21 protein-coding genes and 1 pseudogene are annotated in these 20,932 nt (G+C 37.4%); 15 read left to right on the forward strand and 7 right to left on the reverse strand.

Annotated features, from left to right (window positions below):
- Nucleotides 1–172: 172 nt before the first annotated feature.
- Nucleotides 173–775 (reverse strand): class I SAM-dependent methyltransferase, encoded by a 603-nt coding sequence (locus ESV24_RS06590; protein WP_111815598.1) that lies wholly within the window; start codon nucleotides 773–775, stop codon nucleotides 173–175.
- A 156-nt stretch (nucleotides 776–931) separates the two neighbouring features.
- Here ESV24_RS06590 and ESV24_RS06595 point away from each other — a divergent pair, with 156 nt between their 5' ends.
- From ESV24_RS06595 to ESV24_RS06625, 7 genes are all read left to right on the forward strand, one after another.
- A complete protein-coding gene (locus ESV24_RS06595; RefSeq protein WP_111815599.1) occupies nucleotides 932–2,239 on the forward strand; it encodes a TolC family protein in 1,308 nt (435 codons plus the stop codon).
- 166 nt (nucleotides 2,240–2,405) lie between these two features.
- A complete protein-coding gene (locus ESV24_RS06600) occupies nucleotides 2,406–3,485 on the forward strand; it encodes an efflux RND transporter periplasmic adaptor subunit (protein WP_111815600.1) in 1,080 nt (359 codons plus the stop codon).
- 2 nt (nucleotides 3,486–3,487) lie between these two features.
- Nucleotides 3,488–6,715: an efflux RND transporter permease subunit gene (locus ESV24_RS06605; RefSeq protein WP_111815601.1), complete on the forward strand. Its 3,228-nt coding sequence runs from the start codon at nucleotides 3,488–3,490 to the stop codon at nucleotides 6,713–6,715.
- Nucleotides 6,716–7,041: 326 nt separating this feature from the next.
- Nucleotides 7,042–7,347: a hypothetical protein gene (locus ESV24_RS06610; RefSeq protein ID WP_111815602.1), complete on the forward strand. Its 306-nt coding sequence runs from the start codon at nucleotides 7,042–7,044 to the stop codon at nucleotides 7,345–7,347.
- Between the two features lie 76 nt (nucleotides 7,348–7,423).
- Nucleotides 7,424–7,630 (forward strand): YgaP family membrane protein, encoded by a 207-nt coding sequence (locus ESV24_RS06615; RefSeq protein ID WP_111815603.1) that lies wholly within the window; start codon nucleotides 7,424–7,426, stop codon nucleotides 7,628–7,630.
- A gap of 276 nt (nucleotides 7,631–7,906) precedes the next feature.
- Nucleotides 7,907–8,206: a ribosome hibernation-promoting factor, HPF/YfiA family gene (hpf, locus tag ESV24_RS06620; protein ID WP_111815604.1), complete on the forward strand. Its 300-nt coding sequence runs from the start codon at nucleotides 7,907–7,909 to the stop codon at nucleotides 8,204–8,206.
- Between the two features lie 11 nt (nucleotides 8,207–8,217).
- Nucleotides 8,218–9,054 carry a universal stress protein gene (locus tag ESV24_RS06625; RefSeq protein WP_111815605.1) on the forward strand — a complete coding sequence of 279 codons (837 nt, stop codon included), beginning with the start codon at nucleotides 8,218–8,220 and terminating at the stop codon, nucleotides 9,052–9,054.
- A 69-nt stretch (nucleotides 9,055–9,123) separates the two neighbouring features.
- Here the strand turns inward: ESV24_RS06625 and deoD are convergent, their stop codons facing one another.
- The 5 genes and pseudogenes from deoD to ESV24_RS06650 form a co-directional block, all read right to left on the reverse strand.
- Nucleotides 9,124–9,825, reverse strand: coding sequence for a purine-nucleoside phosphorylase (deoD, locus tag ESV24_RS06630; RefSeq protein WP_111815606.1), 702 nt, complete (start codon nucleotides 9,823–9,825; stop codon nucleotides 9,124–9,126).
- Nucleotides 9,809–10,480 carry a deoxyribose-phosphate aldolase gene (deoC, locus tag ESV24_RS06635; protein ID WP_111815607.1) on the reverse strand — a complete coding sequence of 224 codons (672 nt, stop codon included), beginning with the start codon at nucleotides 10,478–10,480 and terminating at the stop codon, nucleotides 9,809–9,811. Before deoC ends, deoD begins: the two co-directional genes overlap by 17 nt.
- Nucleotides 10,480–10,788 (reverse strand): annotated as a pseudogene (trxA, locus tag ESV24_RS06640) (thioredoxin); the annotation flags it as partial. The gene deoC and the pseudogene trxA, both read right to left, overlap by 1 nt.
- A gap of 156 nt (nucleotides 10,789–10,944) precedes the next feature.
- On the reverse strand, nucleotides 10,945–11,814 hold the full coding sequence (locus tag ESV24_RS06645; protein ID WP_111815609.1) for an RsiV family protein: 870 nt from the start codon (nucleotides 11,812–11,814) through the stop codon (nucleotides 10,945–10,947).
- A gap of 70 nt (nucleotides 11,815–11,884) precedes the next feature.
- Nucleotides 11,885–12,289, reverse strand: coding sequence for a hypothetical protein (locus ESV24_RS06650; RefSeq protein ID WP_111815610.1), 405 nt, complete (start codon nucleotides 12,287–12,289; stop codon nucleotides 11,885–11,887).
- Between the two features lie 110 nt (nucleotides 12,290–12,399).
- On the opposite strand from ESV24_RS06650, the gene ESV24_RS06655 reads away from it, so the two are divergent.
- From ESV24_RS06655 to ESV24_RS06665, 3 genes are all read left to right on the forward strand, one after another.
- Nucleotides 12,400–13,635, forward strand: coding sequence for a PAS domain-containing sensor histidine kinase (locus ESV24_RS06655; RefSeq protein ID WP_111815611.1), 1,236 nt, complete (start codon nucleotides 12,400–12,402; stop codon nucleotides 13,633–13,635).
- Nucleotides 13,636–14,688 (forward strand): response regulator, encoded by a 1,053-nt coding sequence (locus ESV24_RS06660; RefSeq protein WP_111815612.1) that lies wholly within the window; start codon nucleotides 13,636–13,638, stop codon nucleotides 14,686–14,688.
- A 123-nt stretch (nucleotides 14,689–14,811) separates the two neighbouring features.
- Nucleotides 14,812–15,654, forward strand: coding sequence for a universal stress protein (locus tag ESV24_RS06665; RefSeq protein WP_111815613.1), 843 nt, complete (start codon nucleotides 14,812–14,814; stop codon nucleotides 15,652–15,654).
- A 47-nt stretch (nucleotides 15,655–15,701) separates the two neighbouring features.
- Here ESV24_RS06665 and ESV24_RS06670 read toward each other — a convergent pair whose 3' ends face one another.
- Nucleotides 15,702–15,935: a hypothetical protein gene (locus ESV24_RS06670; protein ID WP_111815614.1), complete on the reverse strand. Its 234-nt coding sequence runs from the start codon at nucleotides 15,933–15,935 to the stop codon at nucleotides 15,702–15,704.
- Between the two features lie 143 nt (nucleotides 15,936–16,078).
- Between ESV24_RS06670 and ESV24_RS06675 the strand changes: the two genes are divergently transcribed.
- The 5 genes from ESV24_RS06675 to ESV24_RS06695 are packed head-to-tail and all read left to right on the forward strand — an operon-like array spanning nucleotide 16,079 to nucleotide 20,909.
- Entirely contained in the window at nucleotides 16,079–16,924 is an 846-nt protein-coding gene (locus ESV24_RS06675; protein ID WP_111815615.1) for a universal stress protein, read from the forward strand.
- 18 nt (nucleotides 16,925–16,942) lie between these two features.
- Complete coding sequence (locus ESV24_RS06680) at nucleotides 16,943–17,794, forward strand: universal stress protein (RefSeq protein WP_111815616.1); 852 nt, start codon at nucleotides 16,943–16,945, stop codon at nucleotides 17,792–17,794.
- Between the two features lie 38 nt (nucleotides 17,795–17,832).
- A complete protein-coding gene (locus tag ESV24_RS06685) occupies nucleotides 17,833–18,684 on the forward strand; it encodes a universal stress protein (RefSeq protein WP_111815617.1) in 852 nt (283 codons plus the stop codon).
- Nucleotides 18,685–18,688: 4 nt separating this feature from the next.
- Nucleotides 18,689–19,537, forward strand: coding sequence for an ATP cone domain-containing protein (locus ESV24_RS06690; protein WP_111815618.1), 849 nt, complete (start codon nucleotides 18,689–18,691; stop codon nucleotides 19,535–19,537).
- A gap of 1 nt (nucleotide 19,538) precedes the next feature.
- Nucleotides 19,539–20,909, forward strand: coding sequence for an MBL fold metallo-hydrolase RNA specificity domain-containing protein (locus tag ESV24_RS06695; RefSeq protein WP_111815808.1), 1,371 nt, complete (start codon nucleotides 19,539–19,541; stop codon nucleotides 20,907–20,909).
- Nucleotides 20,910–20,932 lie beyond the last annotated feature (23 nt).

Here is a 20,932-nt window from a genome sequence, read left to right on the forward strand (position 1 = left end):
ATTGGTTAGTAAAAAGCATCCTGAAAAGGGTGCTTTTTTTTATACTGATATTAAATGTCCAAAGGTATACTGTCCGCCTAGACCAATAATATTGATTCTAAATAAAGTCTTACATCTTATGTCTTTCAGCGCAGCGGTCTTACGTCTTATTCGAAAACGATTACTTTATAATTTAAAAAGCGACTCCTTTCTTCTGAAACACTAAGGTAGTCATTGCTCTTACATCTTGGACGTTAGTAGTTTTTACAGGTTCTATCAATACTAGTGGATACTTTTTTGAAATTTTTGAAATGAGACTTCTATTAATATAAAACTCACCAGTTTCTTTACTAAAACCATCTTGTACAAAGGGTTTTTTATCATCCAATCCAATATCTGAAGCTACTCGTATCAATAAAGTTCCCATTGGTTTTAGCACTCGAAATAGTTCAGCAATCATTTTATTGTAATGCGTTTCACTCTGTGCAAAATGTAATACAGCACAACATATAATATGGTCAAAGCTATTTTCGTCATAAGGCAAATTGTCTAATTGACCTACTATAAAATTTTCTGAAAATTTTGGATATATCTCTTTAGCCAAAACGATTCTTTGCGCATCTGCATCTATACCGCTAATATTAAAATCGTTCTGATAAAACCATTTTAAGTTACGCCCACTACCACATCCTGCATCTAGTATGGTTTGATCACTCTCATAGCGACCTTTTAATATTTGGTCGATAACGTAGATATCAACATTTCCCAATAAATTGAATGTTTCGCTATAGTTCATTTCTTTTTAAATTTCAATAAACAATATATGCATTGTTATCAAGAAAAAATCTTTCATCAGCTTGTTATTAAACTGCAACTAATTCCTGCATTGGTAACATTAGTTACTTACACACTCTAAATTCTGATGTATTTTTACCGCAAATTAAATATAGCAATGAAGATTAATATTATTATTACACTATTTGGTTTTTTGCCAGCGATGGTTTTTGCGCAGCAAACCGTGCCCATTTCCAAAGCAGAAGTGCTGGGAAAGGTGATTCAGCAAAACAATAAATTGAAGATTGGCGAGCAGCAAGTGCTCGCTGCAAAAGGCGATTATAACCAGACTAACGCTGTGTTTCTTCCTAATATTACTGCTTCACATAGTGGAATGGCTACTACAAACCCGTTAATGGCTTTTGGTTTTAAGTTGAATCAGGAAATACTGACCCAAGCAGATTTTGACCCAAATAGTTTGAATAACCCTTCCCAGGTTCAAATATTTGCTACAAAATTTGAAGTGCAACAACCAATTGTAAATGTGGATGGAATTTTTCAAAGAAAAGCCGCAAAGGCAAAATGGGGAGCAACCCAAATGCAGTTGGCAAGAACTGGCGATTATCTTTCCTTAGAAACTGAAAAGGCGTACATGCAATTGCAATTGGCCTATAAAAGTGTTGCCGTTTTAGAAAGTGCAAATAAAGCAGCCAATGAAAATCTCCGTTTGGCGAATAATAGTTTCAAACAAGGTTATTTGCAACAGAGTGATGTTTTGGCGGTACAAGTGCGCGTTGCCGAAGTTGAGAACCAATTGCAGTATGCAAAAAGCAATGTGATAAACGCTTCGGAATATCTTGCTTTGCTTATGAATGAAGAGGTTTCTGGCGTTTTAAAACCCACGGATTCTTTAATGGTTTCTTCGGAAATAAATGCCGCTGAAAACCTTTCTAATTCCAGAGCAGATATTCAAGCGATGGAGTTTGCTGCGGAAGCCTACAAACAAAATTACAAAGCAGATAAAATGACATTCCTGCCAAGGCTGAATGCTTTTGGAAGCTATGAACTTTACGATGATCAGATTTTTCAAGCAGATGCCGACGGATATTTATTCGGTGCAGCTTTAACTTGGAATCTTTTTGAAGGCTCCAAACGCTTCGGAAAAACACAAAAAAGCAAAGCTGAATTCAACAAAGCAAATCTTGAATTGGAACAATACAAAGCTGAAAGTCAATTAGAATTGAACAAAGCAAAACGAATGTTTCAAGACGCAAAAAACAATTTGAAATTAACTGAATTGGCGCTTGAACAATCAAAAGAAGCGCTACGTATTCGCACTAACAGATTTACGGAAGGTCTGGAAAGAACCACCGATTTATTGAGCGCTGAAACGCAGTTTTCGCAAAAACAGTTGGAATATTTTAATACTGTTTTTCAACATAATTACGCTTTAGCTTATTTACAATTCTTAACAAAAAACAATTGAAATCGAAAATGAAATCGAAACCGAAATCGAAATCGAAATCGAAATCGAAACCGAAATCGAAAATAATATCAATATAAACCTTTCCCCAAGTAACCTTTCCCCCTTTGGGGGTTAGGGGGATAGACGAAACAAAAATTATAAATAAACAAGATTTAAAAAAATCAATATGAAACTATTTTATACAAGTTTGCTTTTTTTAGGGGTTTTTAGCCTTTCCAGCTGCGGCAATTCTTCTGAAGAAAAGAAAATTGATAGCACTCCTGCTGTTTCAGTAACGGTAAGTTCTGTAGCTGCAGAAAATAATACGCCATTTTTAACTGCAAGTGGGAAAATAGAAGCTGCAAACAGCGCAACTCTCAGCACCCGAATGATGGGCTTTGTGGACAAAGTTCACGTTAATGTAGGTGATAAAGTTTCAAAAGGACAATTGTTGGTTAGCATCAACAATTCAGATCTTTCTGCAAAACAAGCGCAGACAAGTGCTGGAATTACGGAAGCGCAAGCCGCTTTTAACAATGCAGAAAAAGATTACCAACGTTTTCAAAATCTATTCGCAGAAAACAGCGCGAGCCAAAAGGAACTTGACGATCAGCGTGCCCGTTTTGAAATGGCTAGAGCCAGATTAGAAGGCGCAAGACAGATGAAAAACGAAGTGCAATCGCAGTTTGCGTACGTAAATCTTCGTGCTCCTTTTAACGGAGTTATCACTAATAAATACATTGAAGCTGGCTATATGGCAAACCCGGGAGAACCATTACTTTCGGTTGAAGGTCCGGGTAATTTTGAAGTAACCGCTTCAGTTCCCGAAAGTGAAATTTCAAAAATAAAATCAGGGACCGAAGTACAAGTGATTGTAAAATCTTCAGATAAAATACTGCCAGCGACTGTTACCGAAGTGAGCACTTCGGCCAAAAATACTGGCGGTCAATTTTTGGTAAAGGTGGTTTTAGATAAAACGGATGCCAGCATTCTTTCGGGAATGTATGCCACCGTTCAGTTTCCCATAGAAAAGAAAAGAGATGTTACGGCAATTTTAGTTCCAGCGGAAGCTTTGGTAAAACGTGGACAATTAACAGGAATTTACACGGTGAGTGAAAGTAATACAGCAATACTACGCTGGTTGCGATTGGGCCGTACTTTCGGCGATAATGTGGAAGTACTTTCAGGATTGGCAGCAGATGAAAATTATATTATTTCTTCCGAAGGAAAACTTTTCAACGGAGCGAAAATAACCATTAAACAATAATAATGAAAGACGGACTAGCAGGCAAAATTGCCAAGTTATTTATAGGCTCAAAGCTTACGGTGCTGTTGATGATCGTGTTTATGGTCGTAGGTGTGTGGAGCTCGTTTTTAATTCCGCGGGAGGAAGAACCGCAAATTGATGTGGCAATGGCCGACATATTTGTGGGCTATCCGGGCGCTTCCCCAACCGAAGTGGAATCGAGGGTCGTAAAACCATTGGAAAAACTGGTTTCCAACATTCCCGGGGTGGAATATGTTTACTCTACTTCTTCAAAAGAAGGTGCAATGGTAATCGTTCAGTTTTACGTAGGTGAAGACATTGAACGTTCTTTCGTAAAGCTTTACAACGAAATGAACAAGCACATGGACAAGATGCCTCCGGGCGTAACCATGCCGCTTGTAAAACCGCGTGCCATCGACGATGTGCCAATGCTGGGTGTTACGCTTTGGAGCGAAACGTATGACGATTATCAACTAAAACAAATAGCAGACGAACTCACCCAAGAAATTGAAAAGGTGAATGAAGTTTCCACCACACAAAAAGTTGGAGGTAGAAACAGACAATTGCGAGTTGTTTTGGACAAAGACAAATTGGCTGCGAGTGGATTGGACTTTTTGAGTGTAGCCGAAATGATAAAGGCAAACAACCAGCAAATGAGTTCGGGCAGTTTTGATAAAAATGACACCGAGTTTTTGGTTTCAACTGGGAATTTCCTAAAATCTGCAACCGATGTTGAGAACTTGGTTGTAGGCGTGCAGCAGAACCAACCAATTTATTTGAAGCAGGTTGCCAATATTTTTGATGGCCCCGAAATTCCGAGTAAATATGTTTCCTTCGGCTTTGGAGGAGCTAGTGAAAATGTGTTGAATTATCCTTCGGAATATCCCGCCGTAACTATTTCAGTAGCAAAAAGGAAAGGTGCCGATGCGATGAAAATCGCCGATGTGATTATCGATAAAGTTGACCATTTGCGAAGCAATTTAATTCCTGATGACGTTCACGTTGAAATAACACGGAATTATGGAGAAACAGCTTCCCAAAAAGTTTCTGAATTGCTGATGCATCTTATGGGCGCTATCATTGCGGTTACTTTGGTTGTAATGCTCGCAATGGGTTGGCGCGGTGGATTAGTGGTTTTTCTTTCGGTGCCAATCACATTTGCACTGACGCTTTTGAGTTACTATCTACTCGACTATACGCTAAACAGAATCACACTTTTCGCCTTGGTATTCGTAACGGGAATCGTGGTGGATGACTCCATTATTATTGCCGAAAATATGCACAGGCATTTTAAGATGAAACGCTTGCCGTTTAAGCAAGCTGCTATTTATGCGATAAACGAAGTGGGCAACCCAACTATTTTGGCAACTCTTACGGTAATTGCATCTGTATTGCCAATGGCTTTTGTGTCTGGATTAATGGGGCCATATATGTCGCCAATGCCTATCGGTGCTTCTATTGCGATGATACTCTCGTTGTTTGTAGCTTTAACTATAACGCCTTATTTGGGCTATATTTTTCTTAGAGAAAAGGAGAAGAAAGGAAAAGCACCGAAGCCTGAAAAACCTTTGGAAAGTACTTTCATTTATAGGATTTATTCAAAATTTGAAACTCCCTTGATTGAAAACAAAAAGACACGTTGGCTGTTCTTGGGAACTACAATAGTACTTCTCTTGGGTTCCGTAATGTTATTTTTTACTAAATCGGTTGCTGTGAAAATGCTGCCTTTCGATAATAAAAACGAAATGCAGGTAGTGATTGATATGCCCGAAGGAACAACTTTGGAACGCACCGCGGTAGTTGCTCGTGAAATTGGACAATACCTTTCCACACAACCGCTTGTGGTTAATTATCAAAATTATGTAGGTACTTCGGCACCCATTACTTTTAATGGTTTGGTGCGTCATTACGACCTTCGTGGAGGTAGCAATATGGCTGATATTCAAGTGAACTTGGTTAGCAAGGAAGAAAGGGATGAACAAAGTCACGATATCGCAAAACTGATTCGTCCACATATTCAAGAGATTGGGAATAAATTTGGCGCAAATGTGAAAATAGTGGAAGTTCCACCGGGTCCACCTGTGCTTTCAACAATAGTCGCTGAAATCTATGGACCAGATTATGACCAGCAAATAGCAGTTGCAAAGCAAGTTGAAAATATCCTCAACGAAACCCCAGATGTTGTAGATGTAGATTGGATGGTGGAAGCCGACCAAAGGGAATATGAATTTGTGATAGACAAAGAAAAAGCGATGCGTTATGGTGTAGCGCCGCAGCAGATTGTTTATACGATGAATATGGCGCTTTCGGACAGACCTGTAACCAATCTTTACGATGAAAATGCTGCCGTACAGGTGGGAATAATATTGGCTTTGGATGAAAAGGAAAAATCTACTATCCAAGATATTTCGCAGTTGAAAATTGCTTCTAAGCAAGGCAATATGGTTTCTGTGGGCGATTTGGTAAATATTCAAGAAAGCACCCGCGCAAAAAGCATTTACCGCAAAAACCAAAAACGAGTAGTTTATGTTTTAGCAGATATGGCGGGAGAGCTTGAAAGTCCGGTTTATGCTATTCTGGGAATGACCGATAAACTAAATAACATAAAGTTACCGGCCGGTTACAAGATGAATGAGCTGTACTTGGAGCAACCTAAATTTGAAGACGATTTCACCGTAAAGTGGGATGGTGAATGGCAGATTACTTTAGAAGTATTCCGCGATCTGGGAATTGCCTTTTTGGGTGTTATTATCATCATTTATATTTTAATAGTAGGTTGGTTCCAAAACTTTAGAGCTCCGATAGTAATGATGGTGGCAATTCCACTTTCGTTGATAGGTATTGTGCTCGGTCACTGGATTATGGGCGCTTTTTTTACCGCAACTTCGTTTATTGGTATGATTGCACTAGCAGGAATTATGGTGCGGAATTCGGTGCTTTTGATTGATTTTATAAACCTTAGAACTGCAGAAGGAATTCCACTAAAACAAGCCGTAATTGAAGCAGGAGCAGTGCGAACAACCCCAATATTATTGACTGCAGGAACGGTTGTTATCGGCGCATTTGTAATACTTTTTGATCCTATTTTTCAAGGACTCGCAATTTCACTGATGGGTGGAACCATTGTTTCCACAGTGCTTACGTTGCTTGTTGTGCCGTTGGTTTATTATATGATTGAACGGAAGAATTTTGAGGAAAAAGAGGAAGAATTAGAGGAGAAAAAAGAATAAAGCGAAAAGACTTAAGACCGCTGCGCTACAAGACGTAAGATGTAAGACTGAAAATTGGGGTTGATTGAATAAAAAATAACAATAAACAATCAGTAGTGTCCGATAAAAATATTATCCGAATGTAGGAAGCTCCATAATATATGTAGTCCCTACGGGACTGGATTTTCAAGGGGTTCAATTTTATTACCCATGTTAAATGCCTAGCGGCATACTGCCCCAGCGGGGCAAAATTTTGGTAATTAAGCAATCACAATTAAATTAATGTCCCGTAGGGACATCATATAATTCTTAACCAGATAATAACAATAATCAATAAAGAATAAGCTATGAAACTATTAATCGTAACCGTTGTGGACGAATTTCAGAAAGACGTGCTGCAACTTTTCAAGAAAGCAAATATTGAGAGTTACAGTGGGTCCGATATTGAAGGCTATAAAAATGCGTCTTCCTTTATGATGAATTCCAGTTGGTTTCCTTCGGAAAAGGGCGGGGCAGACAGCAGTATGTTTTTCTCTTTCACCGAGGATGAAAAGATTGATTCATTTTTCAGCTTAGTGACGCAATTCAATAAAACCTTAGAAACTAATAATCCTATTCATGCGGTTGTAGTCCCGATAGAACGTAGTATATAAGTCCCCTCCCGACCTCCCCGAAGGGGAGGAGTAAGTAGGGCGAATTTAGTTGTTTAATTTTAAAAAATTCAAAACTATGATTAACAGATATATTAGAGCAATTGCCGGAACTTTTATTTTGATCAGTCTTCTTTTGGCTGTTTATGTGAATATCAATTGGTTGTGGTTCACAGGGTTCGTGGGTATCAACTTGTTACAATCATCATTCACAAAATGGTGCTTGATGGAAAAAATCCTTAAAAAACTTGGTGTGAAAGATCAGGGCGAGAGTTGTTGTTCATAGTTGAACTTCTGTGAGTTATCAGTGAAGAGGTTGTCTAAAAAGTGATTAAGAATGTCAAACTGAGCGCAGTCGAAGTTTTAATGTTTTGATAATCAACATAGGTTTCGACTGCGCTCAACCTGACATACTAAAGTTTAATACTTTTTAGACAGCCTCTTTTTATTTTCGAAAATTTCTGTCATAGATAATCCAACATCTACCATAATATGACTTTAATCATTTTAAAATTCACAAATTCGGAATATATTTGAGATATATAAACCAATTAAGAGTATCATGACTATAAACATCCAATACGTGAAAATGCCCACCAGTGAGGCGATGAACGAATATGTAGAAAAGAAGCTGAAAAAACTTGCTGAAAAATATGAATGGCTAATTAGAGCTGAGGTAAGTTTTAAGTTGGAAAACAATGTTTACGGTAAAGGCAATATCTGTGAAATGGAACTGAGCCTTCCAGGGCCTAAAATTTTCGCAACATCGAAAGAAGCAACGTTTGAAGCGGCCGCAAAAGAAACTATTTCTGATTTGGAAAAGCAGCTTAAAAAACGAAAAGCAAAATTTACTACTCATTAAAAATAACTACAATGAAAAAAATATTAGTTCCCGTAGATTTCTCTAAACATTCTGAATATGCTATGGAAGTAGCGGCTAAAATTGCCAAAAAACAAAATGCTGAAATAGTTGCGGTGCATATGATGGGCCTTAGCGATGCGGTTGTAACACGAGATGAAAGCAAAGAAGCTTTTGAAGCAATGTTTTACATGAAACTTGCCGAAAAACGCTTTACTGAATTTCTTGACAAAGATTATCTGGAGGGAATTAAAGTTACCGACACTGTGCACAATTATAAAATTTTTGGTGAACTCAACGAATTGGCACTTGAGTTTAAAGCAGATTTGATTGTAATGGGATCTCACGGAAGCTCAGGTTTAAAGGAAGTTTTTGTAGGAAGTAATACAGAAAAAGTAGTGCGTACGTCCGAAATCCCGGTTTTAGTAATAAAGCACCGCCATGAAAATTTTAATCCAGAGCTTGGAGTTTTTGCTTGCGACTTTTTAGAAAATGCAGTGGGCCCGTATAAGCGCGCGCAGAAAATGTTTGACGCATTGGGAATTAACATGCAATTGCTTTTCGTGAACCTTGCAGGCGATTTCCGCAGCACGCGCGAAATAGAAAAACGAATTCTCAACTTTTTGAAAATCGCAGGAGACACAAATCCGTTGGATAGTTTGAACAAAGTGGTTCAGTACAATGAATATACTGTGGAAGCTGGAATCTTCGGCTACAGCCAAGTAAGCAGTGCAGACATTATATCACTACCAACACAAGGGCGCCAAGGCTTAGCTCATTTCTTCAGTGGGAGTATTGGTGAAGATGTGGTAAATCATTCAGATTTGCCGGTGATGACATTTAAAGTTTAGTTAATTGCTATCGACATCAATTAACGATAAAAGCAGGGACCTCAATTATAGGTTTCTGCTTTTTTATTTTTAAAGTACTGTATTCAGTGCAATCTCAATCATTTTTGAAAAGCTGCCCTCGCGTTCATCTGCAGTTGTACTTTCGCCAGTTACCAAAGAATCTGAAATGGTCAGAATTGCCAATGCTTTCACATTAAATTTTGCTGCGATTGTGTAAAGACCGGCGGCTTCCATTTCAACACAGAGCACCCCAAAATCCGCCCACTTTTTATAATTATTGAAATCATCTTCATAAAACTGGTCGCTCGAGAGTACGTTACCTGCTTTTATGGGAATATTATTTTCCTTTGCATAAAGCGTGGCTTTCATAAACAAATCAAAATCTGCAGTAGGTGAGTAGTCGCAGTTTACGAAACGTGTATTATTGATTCCCGAAGTGGAAGAGGCGGCCATCGCAATCACAATATCGCGGAGGTTTATATTTTTCTGATAGCTTCCCGCTGAACCAACACGAATTAGGTTTTTTACGCCGTAATCATTAATAAGCTCGTGGCAATAAATGAGAGCTGAAGGAATTCCCATTCCAGTTCCCTGTACTGAAATGCGCTTTCCTCGAAAAGTTCCAGTATATCCCAACATGCCGCGAACATCATTGTAGCATTTAGCATTTTCAAGAAAAGTTTCGGCAATCCATTTGGCGCGCATTGGGTCGCCAGGGAGCAATACGGACTCTGCAATTTCTCCAGGTTTCGCTTCAATATGTGTGCTCATCGGTGTCTTTTTTTGAGGAAGTGACAATCGCTATTCCCGCTGAAGTTCCTATTCTACTAACGCCCATTTCAATATATTTTTTAGCAGTTTTTGCATCTTTTATTCCGCCGGAGGCTTTTATTTTTAATGTGTCGCCTACTTCGTCAACCATAATTTTTACAGCCAGTTCCGTGGCGCCGCCAGTTCCGAAGCCTGTAGAGGTTTTAACAAAATCTGCTCCAGCTTGTTTTGCAATCTGGCAAGCCATTCGTATTTCGTCATCGGTTAAATAGCAGGTCTCGAGAATTACTTTTAAAGTTCGGCTGCCGATGGCATTTTTGACAGCTGCTATATCTTCAGCAACTAATTTGGGCGAATTAGCTTTCAGCAAACCTATATTCAGAACCATGTCAATTTCATCGGCACCGTCTTTTACGCACTGTTCTGCTTCGCACACTTTGGCTTGAGAACTGTTTGCTCCCAGCGGAAAACCAACAACCGCAGCAACTTTTACATCGCTATTTTTTAATTCATTTGTAGCTAAAAAGACGTAACAGCTATTTACGCAGACCGCATAAAAATTATATTCTTTGGCTTCGTTGCAAAGCTTTAAAATGTCTTGTGGGGTAGCGGTAGCTTTTAATAGGGTGTGATCTATGAAACGGCTAAGATTCATCAATTTTTGTGTTGATTGATGATATTAACCAAATCGTTTTTCTGTAAAACACCACTTTGTCGCCAAAGTTGTTTTCCATTTTTGAATAGAATCATCGTGGGAACGCCACGCACTTGGTATTGCGCCGCCAGCGGTTGGTTTTTGTCCACGTCAATTTTTACAATTTTTACTGCATCACCCAGTTCGTCTTTTACTTGTTTCAGTATTGGCGCCAGCATTTTGCAGGGTCCACACCAATCGGCAAAGAAGTCTACCAGTACGGGTGTTTCAGAATTGATAATGTCTTTAAAATTGGTTTTCATTTTATTGGTTGTCGGTTGTCGGTTGTCGGTTGTCGGTTGTCGGTTGTCTGTTGTCTGTTGTCTCCAACTATGCTAAAGCTTCTGTGGGAGAGTGTTGCAGGTTTTTTCTAGCAAAATCATCACGTTTTTACTACCAACTGTTGCTGCTCACTGAATACTTTTTTAGAGAATCAAAGGATTCCTTTTATACTTTCTTAAAACGGGCATCAACATTTGTAAAGGAATTTTGATGGAATATGTTCCGGTGTAGGAGGGACAGATAATACAGTCGTCAAAATAGTATTCTACCACATCATCGTTTATTACGAAGTTGTTTTTGGCGTTGAAGAAATCATCTGCTGAAATAGCCCAACAATCGTAATACATTTCACCAGAGTTGATTTTCTCTTTTAGCAGCGTATTTAAAATTTCACGAAGCTCTTCTTCGGTACCATTGTTGAAAAAATCTTCATATTTCATAAAAACGGATCGCTCCAAGTCAAAGTTTAAACAATCAAATGTATAGGCCGCGTGAGCTGCGCCAGTGTAATGGTTCTCTTTGTAAAATAGTACACTTATAAGTCTATCGTTAAGGTTGTAGATTTTATAATCTACCATTCGGCTTTCATTTTGCTTCGGAATTCCCAAGGAATCACAGAGTCTTTTTTCTTCTAAAATTTGCTTTTCTACACCTTTTGCATCTAGATAATACTTGCTAATGTACTCGTTGAAGTTTTCAAATTGGGGCTTGATTTTTTCGTTGAGATAGGGATATTTAAAATCCAAGGTGTACAAATCACCTTTCTTTAAAAACGATTTTGAGATTAGCAGATTTTCCATTTCCGCCTTTGCATCTTCTTTCTCAAGAAGTTCCTGACGTTTTATAATGAGAGTTTGTTGCTGTGTCTCTAAATTTCGGTCTGATACACGCAAGGAATCTACAATTTCTTCTTGGTTACTGAGCGGAGCCGAAGTATCAACTTCGTCTTTCTTCGGGTCGTTCTTACACCCAAAAAAGATAAATAAAAATAGGACTGGCAGAAGAATTCTCATAATGTTGGGGGATTTTTATTTGTAAATTTAAGCAAACAATTTTAAGCAGGCAGGCAGATGGTTTATGGATTTAATCTTTCAGGAGAACTTTCAGTTTTGAAAGCATAATAACTTCACTTTTGTTCTTCCCTGAAAATGAACTAGCAATGGCGTTTGCGGTTTTCCAAATAAGTTGTTTTCGTTCTTTGGTGAAAAGTTTTGGGTATTCTTTATTATAATCGGCAAAACTTTCAAAGCAGTCGTTTGCGTCAAGCTGCTCGTAATCAAACCAGTCAAAGACCACTTCAATCTGGTATGCGGCATCGGTATGAAAGGGATCTTCATATTCGTCCAAGTTTTTCCATTGTTCTGCTACAATATTTTTCAATGCGTCATATTCTTCTTTCCGCACGATTTTATCGGCCGCAGCGATGGAATAAAAAAGCTCGCCCATCTTTTGGTAAAACAGCAGTTGCGGTTTGTCCACGGTTCCCATAATTATATAGTTTAATGATTTTTAATATTGTAAAACTAAGTTCATTTTTTCTGAAATTTTATGATATAAATCAGTTAACAAAAACTGTTTAAAATCGTTACTTTTGGGGAATGAAGGTTTTCGAGGAAAAAAAGGGAAATATTTTTAAAATTCTCTCTGAGGCAATTTCAGAAGGCATTGTTATCGTTAATGCAAAACAAGAGATTGTAACATCAAACGAGGCTGCAGATATCATGTTCGGCTATGATCCCAAAGAACTTTTTGGACAAAATTTGAACGTTCTTATTCCACGCGGATATAGGGAAAACCACCACCATCAGGTTGACGAATTTTTGGATAAAAGTGACCCTCGCCAGATGGGCCATGGACGCGATCTTTATGGACAGCGCAAGAATGGCAGTGTTTTTCCTGTGGAAGCTGGCTTAAATCCTTTTGAAATCTACGGCAGTAAGTATGTAATGGCGCTTGTTACCGACATTTCCGTTCGTAAAAATCAAGAGAAAGAAATTTTAGAGCTCAACTTATATTTGGAACAAAAAATTGAAGAACGTACCAGGGAGCTTAATAAAACTATTAAAGTTTTACAGGAAGAAGTTGCAAAACGTAAAGAAGCGGAGCATAAAATGAAGGAATCGCTGCGCAAGGAGCGCGAGCTTAATGAATTGAAAACCAAGTTTCTTTCACTGGTTTCGCACGAGTTTAAAACGCCTTTGAGTGGGATTCTAACTTCTGCCACGCTCGCTGGAAAATATACTGAGACAGAACAACAGGATAAGAGGGAAAAGCATTTAAAGACTATTCAAAGTAAAGTAAAATACTTGAACAACATTTTAAACGATTTTCTTTCCATAGAACGATTAGAGTCTGGCAAGGCCACTTATAAATTTGATACATTTCCGCTTAGCAAAGTAGTGAATGAGGTTATATATAATTCAAATATGCTTTTAAAAGATGGACAAAGAATTAATTATCCCAACAATATTGATGACATCACAGTAAATTTTGATGAAAAAATTCTGGAGCTTTCATTAACCAATCTAATAAATAATGCCATTAAATATTCACCGGAATACACAACAATTGACGTGGCAGTTGTGAATAAAAACGAAACTATAGTTATACAAATAAAAGATGAAGGGATGGGCATCCCACAAAAAGAGCAGAAATATATTTTTAACAGGTATTTCCGTGCTGAAAATGCACTTTTAGATCAAGGCACTGGCATTGGTCTAAACATAGTAAAAAGCCACCTGGAAAGTCTGGGCGGCAAAATTACCTTTGAAAGTGAAGAGGGTAAGGGTAGCGCATTTACAATTTCTTTCTCCACTAAAAACAATACAAACTAAATGAAGACAATACTTCTTATTGAAGACGATATCGCATTAAGAGAAAATACCGCTGAACTTTTGGAGCTTGCGGGCTACACGGTCTATACCGCTCCCAACGGTAAGGTTGGCATTGAAAAAGCAAAAAAGGAAAATCCGAATATCATTATCTGTGATATTATGATGCCAGAAATAGACGGATACGGAGTTCTAGAAGCGGTGGCGCTAGAGGAGAGCACAAAACACATTCCCTTTATATTTCTTTCTGCTAAAACAGAACACAAAGAAATTAGAAAAGGAATGGACATGGGCGCTGATGATTACCTCACAAAACCCTTTGATGAGGAAGAATTGTTAAGTGCCGTGGAAAGCCGTTTGGCAAAAGCAAAAATTTTGGAAATGCGTAAGAATGACCAAGATCAAACAACTGTTGTAGATGAAGAAAATCTCCAAAACCTAAATCAACTGAAAAACTTTTTTTGTGATGAAGGTGAAGTGTCCACATATAAAAAAGGAGAAAACATATACCGAAAAGGGGATCACTCTAACAACATGTTTCTTATTTTAAAAGGCGTGGTGAAAACACACACGATGGAAGCCAACGCAAAAGAGCTCATTACTGGACTCTATAAAGCAGATGATTTTTTAGGGTTCACCTCTTTTGATGATAACATTCCTTACAATGAAACCGCCACAGCCGTTGAAGAAACGGAAGTTGTAGGCATTTCAAAAACATATGTAAAGGATATTTTGAAAAAAAGCCAGGATGTCTCTTTGGAACTGATGAATTTATTAACCAATAATCTTTCTGAAATAAAACAGCAATTGGTTAAAATGGCCTACAGTTCTGTGCGCAAAAAAACAGCGGCGACTATTCTTCAATTTAGTGAAATTATGAATAAAAAGCCCAACGCGCCACTTCGGATTTCTCGAAATGATCTTGCTACAACCGCCGGTATAGCAACCGAAAGCCTAATTAGAACACTTTCAGATTTTAAGAGAGATGGGCTTATTGAAATTGAAGGACGCGACATTCGCATTATAGATATGGAAAGCCTGCGCGAGATTGAATAGTACTTTAGAAGCCAATTTATTTCTAGAATGAACAATCAATCAGCAACATTTTTTCCATAACTGACTTTTATCATTTTCTGTCCCAACCATTACAAATATTTTTGTCGGTAAGATTATGATGCAATGATGACTATATTAATCCCGACGGATTTTTCTGAAAATTCACACAATGCCATTAGGTATGCACTGAACTATTTTGCCGATATTCCTGTAAATTTTTATATTCTTCATGTTTCGCTCAAAAACTCACTTTACAAAGATGATAAACATGATGCCGAAGAGCTTTTTGAATTTTCCGAAAACAAACATGTATTACAAGATCCTTTAATAATGCTAAAGGAAGAAATTAAAATCTGTAAGCTTTTATCCAAAAATAGCAACCATCATTTTTATGCGCTTCACGAAAATGTGCTATTGGTTGAAGCCATTAGAAAACACGTTGAAGAAAAAGAAATCGATTATATTTTGATGGGGACCAAAGGAGCCTCAAAGACAAACCGTAACGAAATAGGCAGCAACACTAGTGAAGTTATTACTAAGGTGAAATGCCCCGTTTTTGTGATTCCAGAAAATGCTTTGTTCAATACTATAAAGAATATTGCTTTTTTAACTGATTACAACTGCATATTTCGCAACAAGGTTATCACTAAGCTTTCAGACTCATTAAACTTACAACTTGCCGCGCTTAGGGTACTTCATATTCGTTCCCAAAATGTTTTGCTTAGTGCATCTCAAACAGATAATAAAGGGTTTCTACACTATTTCTTTAGAGAGACAAAGCACAGTTTTCACTATTTAGAGAATAAAAATATTGAAACAGGAATACAGGATTTCGTAGAGACATGGGAAATAGATATGATTGCCATTGTAGCTAAAAACCTAAATTTTGTTCAGCGCCTTCTTTTTAAACCAATTGTTGATTCCACTTACCAATCAGAAGTTCCATTTTTAATACTTCACGAGTAACTTTTGCCGCTCGAATTAGTTTTGTAAGTTGAGAAAGAACTAAAACTCTAACGAAACTTTTTCTCTCTACCAATTGGATGATCTTCATAAAAATCTTCAAAATCTTTATCAGTAGCATAATTATCCTTCAGAACTTTTACTACAGAGATAACGAGTAAAACCTGTCCCAAAACCATAAGGTAAAATACCCAGCTAAAAGGAAAATTCATCGCTGCAAAAATGGTGACTGTCAAGAGTATAAAAGTGGTGATGATAAGGTATGTAATTGCTGAAATTTTCATAAAATTTTTTATTTGAATTTACAAAATATAATCAGCGTTTATTCTTAACGATTCCTTAAAAATCAACAAGTTGGATGATATTTGTCATATTTTTTAGCACTGTGTTTTTTTATCTTTACATATCAACAAGTAAATTAATTACTATGCGAAAAATACTGATTCCAACAGATTTCTCTGAAAATTCTCTGAACGCTATTAAATACGCCACAGAACTCTTTAAGCATGGTTACGCTGAAATTTATCTTCTCCATGCTTTTGCAGACGAAGTATATGATGCTAAGACGCGTTTGGCACATGAAATTTTTGATGAACTTCAGCAAAAAACACTTGACAGAACAAAAGAAGCTCTGGAGAACTTTAGCGAGAAAATACTTGCATTTTCTCCAAATCCCAAACATAAATTACACACCATTGCAGAATTTGGATTGTTAGTAGATTCTGTAAATGATTGGGTTGAAAAGGAAAACATAGATGTGGTGGTTATGGGAACCAAAGGTAAAACTGACGATAAAAAGATAACCTTTGGCAGCAACACGCTTCAGGTAATAAAATACGTTAAATGTCCTGTATTAGCCATTCCCGAAGTTTACGGTGATGTACATCCAAAAAATATTTTGTTTCCAACAGATTATCAATTGCCCCACAAAAGAAGGGAATTGAAATTAGTGAGCAGTATAGCAAAATGTTTTGCTTCAAGGATAAATTTCTTTTATGTTTCAAAATTCCCTTCTTTATCATTGCGACAGCAGGACAACAAGACCTTTTTGGAAGCTGTTTTTTGTGAAAACCAAATAAATTTTCATCACGAAGAGGGTAAAGACATTACAAAAGCCATCAATACCTTCATCATTGAAAACCCCATAGACATGCTGGTTATGGTGAACACGCGCCATTCCTATTTAGAAAATATACTATATCAATCCACCGTTGAGAAAATAGGGCTACATATAGACATCCCTTTTTTAGTGCTTCAAAATTTACCAAGATAAACTTTAAAAATTTTTAAAATGAAAAAAATTCTCGTTCCAACAGATTTCTCTAACAACGCATACGCGGCTCTGTTTTATGTAACAAAACTTTTTAGTGATGAAGCTCTACAAATAACCATTCTACATTCTTTTAGTGAAGAAGTTGATAAACTTACAAGCCGTGTAGATATTGGCCGTTCTGAAAATATAATAGAAAAGCTATACCGTCAATCTGATGAAGACGGCGAGCAATTGGTGCATAAAATTAAATTAGACTCTTCTAAAGTAGCACACAATTTTGAAGTTATCTCTACGCCTGCTACTCTGTCAAAAAGCATTAATAAGCTAGTTTCTACCGAGGGAATAGACCTTGTGGTAATGGGCAGCAAAGGCCGCACTGGCGCCGAAGATGTTCTAGTGGGTAGCACCACCGTTAAAATTACCAAATCACTGGAAGGTTGTCCGCTGCTTATTGTTCCGCGCGAGGTAGATTTTGTGATACCAACAAACATCGCATTTGCGTCTGATTATAATGATTTTTACCAGCTTTCAAAATTGAGACCTATCGTTCGTTTAGTGCGTCAATATAATTCAAACCTACATTTAGTTCACGTAGGCGAGGAAAATGAATTGGAGTCTAACCAACAGCAAAACCTAGAACAATATAGAAACGACCTTTCAGAATATGACACTGAGTTTCACTTTATTCCGAAAAAGACGAACATTTCAAAAACCCTTCACGGCTTTATAGATCACGAAAAAATGGATTTATTGGCTCTGGTATATCACAAGCATGCATTTTTAAAGCAACTCTTTCGAGAGCCAGTAGTGAGCAGGGTTGGGAAACATACGCATGTGCCCACTTTGGTTATTCCCATTAAAAATGAGTAGCTTAGAAAAAAATAAAGCAATAATTTAAAACACAAAAGATGAAAAAACGAATATTGATCCCGACGGATTTTTCGAGAAATGCCTACAATGCTATTAAGTACGCAATGGAACTTTATAAAAAGGAATATTGTGAATTTATAATCCTACATACCTATTATCATTCTGGTTGCTCCAAAGATAATCTTTTGATTCCTGAACCATCAGAGAAAACACAGAAGACCGTTCAAGAAAATTCTGAAAAAAGGATGGAGAAGCTAAAACTACAAATGGATATTTACGATAAAAATGATAATCACGAATTTCATTTTAGAAGTGAGTTTGGACCATTTTATGATGTTTTAAAGAAGACCATTGAAAAGGAAGACATAAAATTGGTGATTATGGGAACCCGCGGTGAAACAGACGATAGCAGCGTAATTCTCGGCAGCAATGCGGTAAATGTAATGGAAGAAATAAGAAACTGTCCAGTGCTTGCCATTCCTGCGAATACCATGTATAAAGACCCAAACGAGATTGTTTTTCCAACCAGTTTTAAGACCCATTATAAAGAAAAGGAATTGCAAACTTTGGTAGAAATTTCACGTTTAACAAATGCACCTATTCGAATTTTGCATATTCAAAAAGGAAAAAAATTAACTGATGCTCAGGAAGAAAATAAAGCACTATTAGAGCGTATTTTAAATGCTGCAGATTTTACCCATCACAAGCTTTACGATATAGATTTGCAGGAGGGCGTACGTTGTTTTGTGCAAAGTCGTGAAAGTGAGATGATTGCTTTTGTAAATAAGAAGCACAATTTCTTTGGAAGTATATTTTCAAATCCAATGGTAAAAGAACTTGGAAAACACACAACTGTGCCTCTATTAGCTATGCACGATTTGAGAAATTAATTTAATGGCGAAAAACATTTCAAATATTGAAGTTGTAAAACACTCTGGACAAAAGGCGAAATTTTCAATTGAAAAATTAAAAACCTCACTTCGGAAAAGCGGTGCGGAAGAAGCATTGGTAAATGAAATTTCCAATCACGTTCGCGATGAACTTTACCAAGGTATTTCTACAAAAGAAATTTACAACCGTGCCTTTTCACTTCTCAAAAAAAAGAAAAAAGGCTACGCTTCAAAATACAAACTAAAAAAAGCAATTTACGAGCTTGGACCAACTGGTTTTCCTTTTGAAAAATTTGTGGGAGCGTTACTTTTTTATAGCGGCTATGAAGTAAAGACAGGACAGTTTTTACAAGGAAAATGCGTAACTCACGAAGTAGATGTAGTTGCGCACAAAAACGGGCAATACATTGTTGCCGAGTGTAAATTCCATAGTGATGAGGGTCGTAATTGCGATGTAAAAGTGCCGCTCTATATCCATTCACGCTATCGCGATATTCTAAATTTTTATAGTGATAAAAACAATGACGAAAAACCGAACGAGGGTTGGGTGATTACCAATACCCGTTTTACCGAAGATGCTATAAAATATGGCGAATGTGCAGGGCTATATTTATTGAGTTGGGATCTTCCCAAAGATAACGGCATCAAAGATCGTATAGACAGTCTTGGCCTTTATCCTGTTACTGTTTCCACATTGCTTAGCCAACGCGAGAAACAGTTTTTACTAAGCCGCGATGTTGTGCTTTGCAAACAATTAATAAATGATGATTTCTATCTGGATCATTTGGGAATTTCAGAAAAGCGGAAAGAGCGGATTTTAGATGAAATTAAACTTTTATGCAAAAACGAATAAGATGCAAACACTAAAAATCCATTTCCTAGGCGCTGCCGGAACCGTAACGGGTTCCAAATTCTTAATTGAAACTCCAGAAAAAAACATTTTAATTGATTGCGGCATGTTTCAAGGTTTAAAGGAACTGCGTGAAAAAAACTGGGAACATCTTCCAATAGAGGTTTCGGAAATTGATGTTGTGCTTCTTACCCACGGCCATTTAGATCATACTGGCTATTTGCCGCGATTGGTTAAACAAGGTTTCCGCGGAAAAATTATCGGTACTGCGCCAACACTTGCAATTACAAAAATTATTTTATTGGATAGTGCCAAAATCCACGAAGAAGAAGCTGAAAGAGCTAATGAAGAAGGTTATTCTAAACATAAACCCGCCGAACCGTTTTATAGCGTGCAAGAAGCTGAGGTTACATTGGGCTTCTTTAAAGCTGAAGAAAAAGATCAGTGGATTGAACTTTCAGAAAACATAAAATATCGTTTTCGGTATAATGGCCATATTATTGGCGCAACGTTTATTGAGTTGGAAATCTTTGGAAAAACATTTGTCTTTTCAGGAGATATTGGCAGGGAGCACGACCTGTTGCTTTCGCCTCCTGAAAAACCTGGGTATGCAGATTATCTTTTTATGGAAAGTACGTATGGCAACAAACTTCACCCGCAAGAAAGTGTTTCAGATAAACTAGTGGAACTCATTAATAAAACCATTCACAATCGGGGTAATTTGATTATTCCTTCCTTTGCGGTGGAGCGTTTACAGACATTGATGTTTCTTCTTTGGAAATTGTACGACGAAAACCGAATTCCGAACATCCCAATATTTATAGATAGTCCGATGGGTAACAACGCACTTTCTGTGTTTCAAAATTTTCCGGATTGGCACAAAATTCCGATGAAAGATTTCAACGCGATGAATAACAGGATGAACATTATTACTTCCTATAAAGAAACTTGGGAAACCATTGACAATCCGCAGCCAAAAGTGGTTATTGCCGGTAGTGGAATGGTCACCGGCGGAAGGGTTTTGACATATTTGAAACAAATGAAAGACAAAACAAACACTACCGTTTTATTAGTTGGTTATCAAGCTGAGGGAACCCGTGGCAGACAAATGCTGGAAGGAGCGCACGAACTGAAATTCTTTGGAAAATATTATCCCGTGAAAGCTGAAATCCATCATATTGAAAGCCTTTCAGCGCATGCTGATCAACAAGGTCTTTTAGATTGGACGAGCAATATAAAAAACAAACCCGAAGAAGTATTTCTTATTCACGGAGAACCCACGGCGCAAGATGCTTTTCGGATTAAATTGAGAGATACTTATGGTTGGAAGGTAACTATTCCGAAGTTGTATGAGATAATGGAATTTATAGTATGAGATAAGTGATTTTGTATTAGCGA

It is taken from the genome of Aequorivita lipolytica, assembly GCF_007997135.1.
GTDB classification, from domain to species: domain Bacteria; phylum Bacteroidota; class Bacteroidia; order Flavobacteriales; family Flavobacteriaceae; genus Aequorivita; species Aequorivita lipolytica.

Excerpts from the sequence above, each read along its gene's own strand:
- ESV24_RS06590 (WP_111815598.1), bottom strand. The coding sequence starts at position 775 with ATGAACTATAGCGAAACATTCAATTTATTGGGAAATGTTGATATCTAC.
- ESV24_RS06595 (WP_111815599.1), top strand. The coding sequence starts at position 932 with ATGAAGATTAATATTATTATTACACTATTTGGTTTTTTGCCAGCGATG.
- ESV24_RS06600 (WP_111815600.1), top strand. The coding sequence starts at position 2,406 with ATGAAACTATTTTATACAAGTTTGCTTTTTTTAGGGGTTTTTAGCCTT.
- ESV24_RS06605 (WP_111815601.1), top strand. The coding sequence starts at position 3,488 with ATGAAAGACGGACTAGCAGGCAAAATTGCCAAGTTATTTATAGGCTCA.
- ESV24_RS06610 (WP_111815602.1), top strand. The coding sequence starts at position 7,042 with ATGAAACTATTAATCGTAACCGTTGTGGACGAATTTCAGAAAGACGTG.
- ESV24_RS06615 (WP_111815603.1), top strand. The coding sequence starts at position 7,424 with ATGATTAACAGATATATTAGAGCAATTGCCGGAACTTTTATTTTGATC.
- hpf (WP_111815604.1), top strand. The coding sequence starts at position 7,907 with ATGACTATAAACATCCAATACGTGAAAATGCCCACCAGTGAGGCGATG.
- ESV24_RS06625 (WP_111815605.1), top strand. The coding sequence starts at position 8,218 with ATGAAAAAAATATTAGTTCCCGTAGATTTCTCTAAACATTCTGAATAT.
- deoD (WP_111815606.1), bottom strand. The coding sequence starts at position 9,825 with ATGAGCACACATATTGAAGCGAAACCTGGAGAAATTGCAGAGTCCGTA.
- deoC (WP_111815607.1), bottom strand. The coding sequence starts at position 10,480 with ATGAATCTTAGCCGTTTCATAGATCACACCCTATTAAAAGCTACCGCT.
- ESV24_RS06645 (WP_111815609.1), bottom strand. The coding sequence starts at position 11,814 with ATGAGAATTCTTCTGCCAGTCCTATTTTTATTTATCTTTTTTGGGTGT.
- ESV24_RS06650 (WP_111815610.1), bottom strand. The coding sequence starts at position 12,289 with ATGGGAACCGTGGACAAACCGCAACTGCTGTTTTACCAAAAGATGGGC.
- ESV24_RS06655 (WP_111815611.1), top strand. The coding sequence starts at position 12,400 with ATGAAGGTTTTCGAGGAAAAAAAGGGAAATATTTTTAAAATTCTCTCT.
- ESV24_RS06660 (WP_111815612.1), top strand. The coding sequence starts at position 13,636 with ATGAAGACAATACTTCTTATTGAAGACGATATCGCATTAAGAGAAAAT.
- ESV24_RS06665 (WP_111815613.1), top strand. The coding sequence starts at position 14,812 with ATGATGACTATATTAATCCCGACGGATTTTTCTGAAAATTCACACAAT.
- ESV24_RS06670 (WP_111815614.1), bottom strand. The coding sequence starts at position 15,935 with ATGAAAATTTCAGCAATTACATACCTTATCATCACCACTTTTATACTC.
- ESV24_RS06675 (WP_111815615.1), top strand. The coding sequence starts at position 16,079 with ATGCGAAAAATACTGATTCCAACAGATTTCTCTGAAAATTCTCTGAAC.
- ESV24_RS06680 (WP_111815616.1), top strand. The coding sequence starts at position 16,943 with ATGAAAAAAATTCTCGTTCCAACAGATTTCTCTAACAACGCATACGCG.
- ESV24_RS06685 (WP_111815617.1), top strand. The coding sequence starts at position 17,833 with ATGAAAAAACGAATATTGATCCCGACGGATTTTTCGAGAAATGCCTAC.
- ESV24_RS06690 (WP_111815618.1), top strand. The coding sequence starts at position 18,689 with ATGGCGAAAAACATTTCAAATATTGAAGTTGTAAAACACTCTGGACAA.
- ESV24_RS06695 (WP_111815808.1), top strand. The coding sequence starts at position 19,539 with ATGCAAACACTAAAAATCCATTTCCTAGGCGCTGCCGGAACCGTAACG.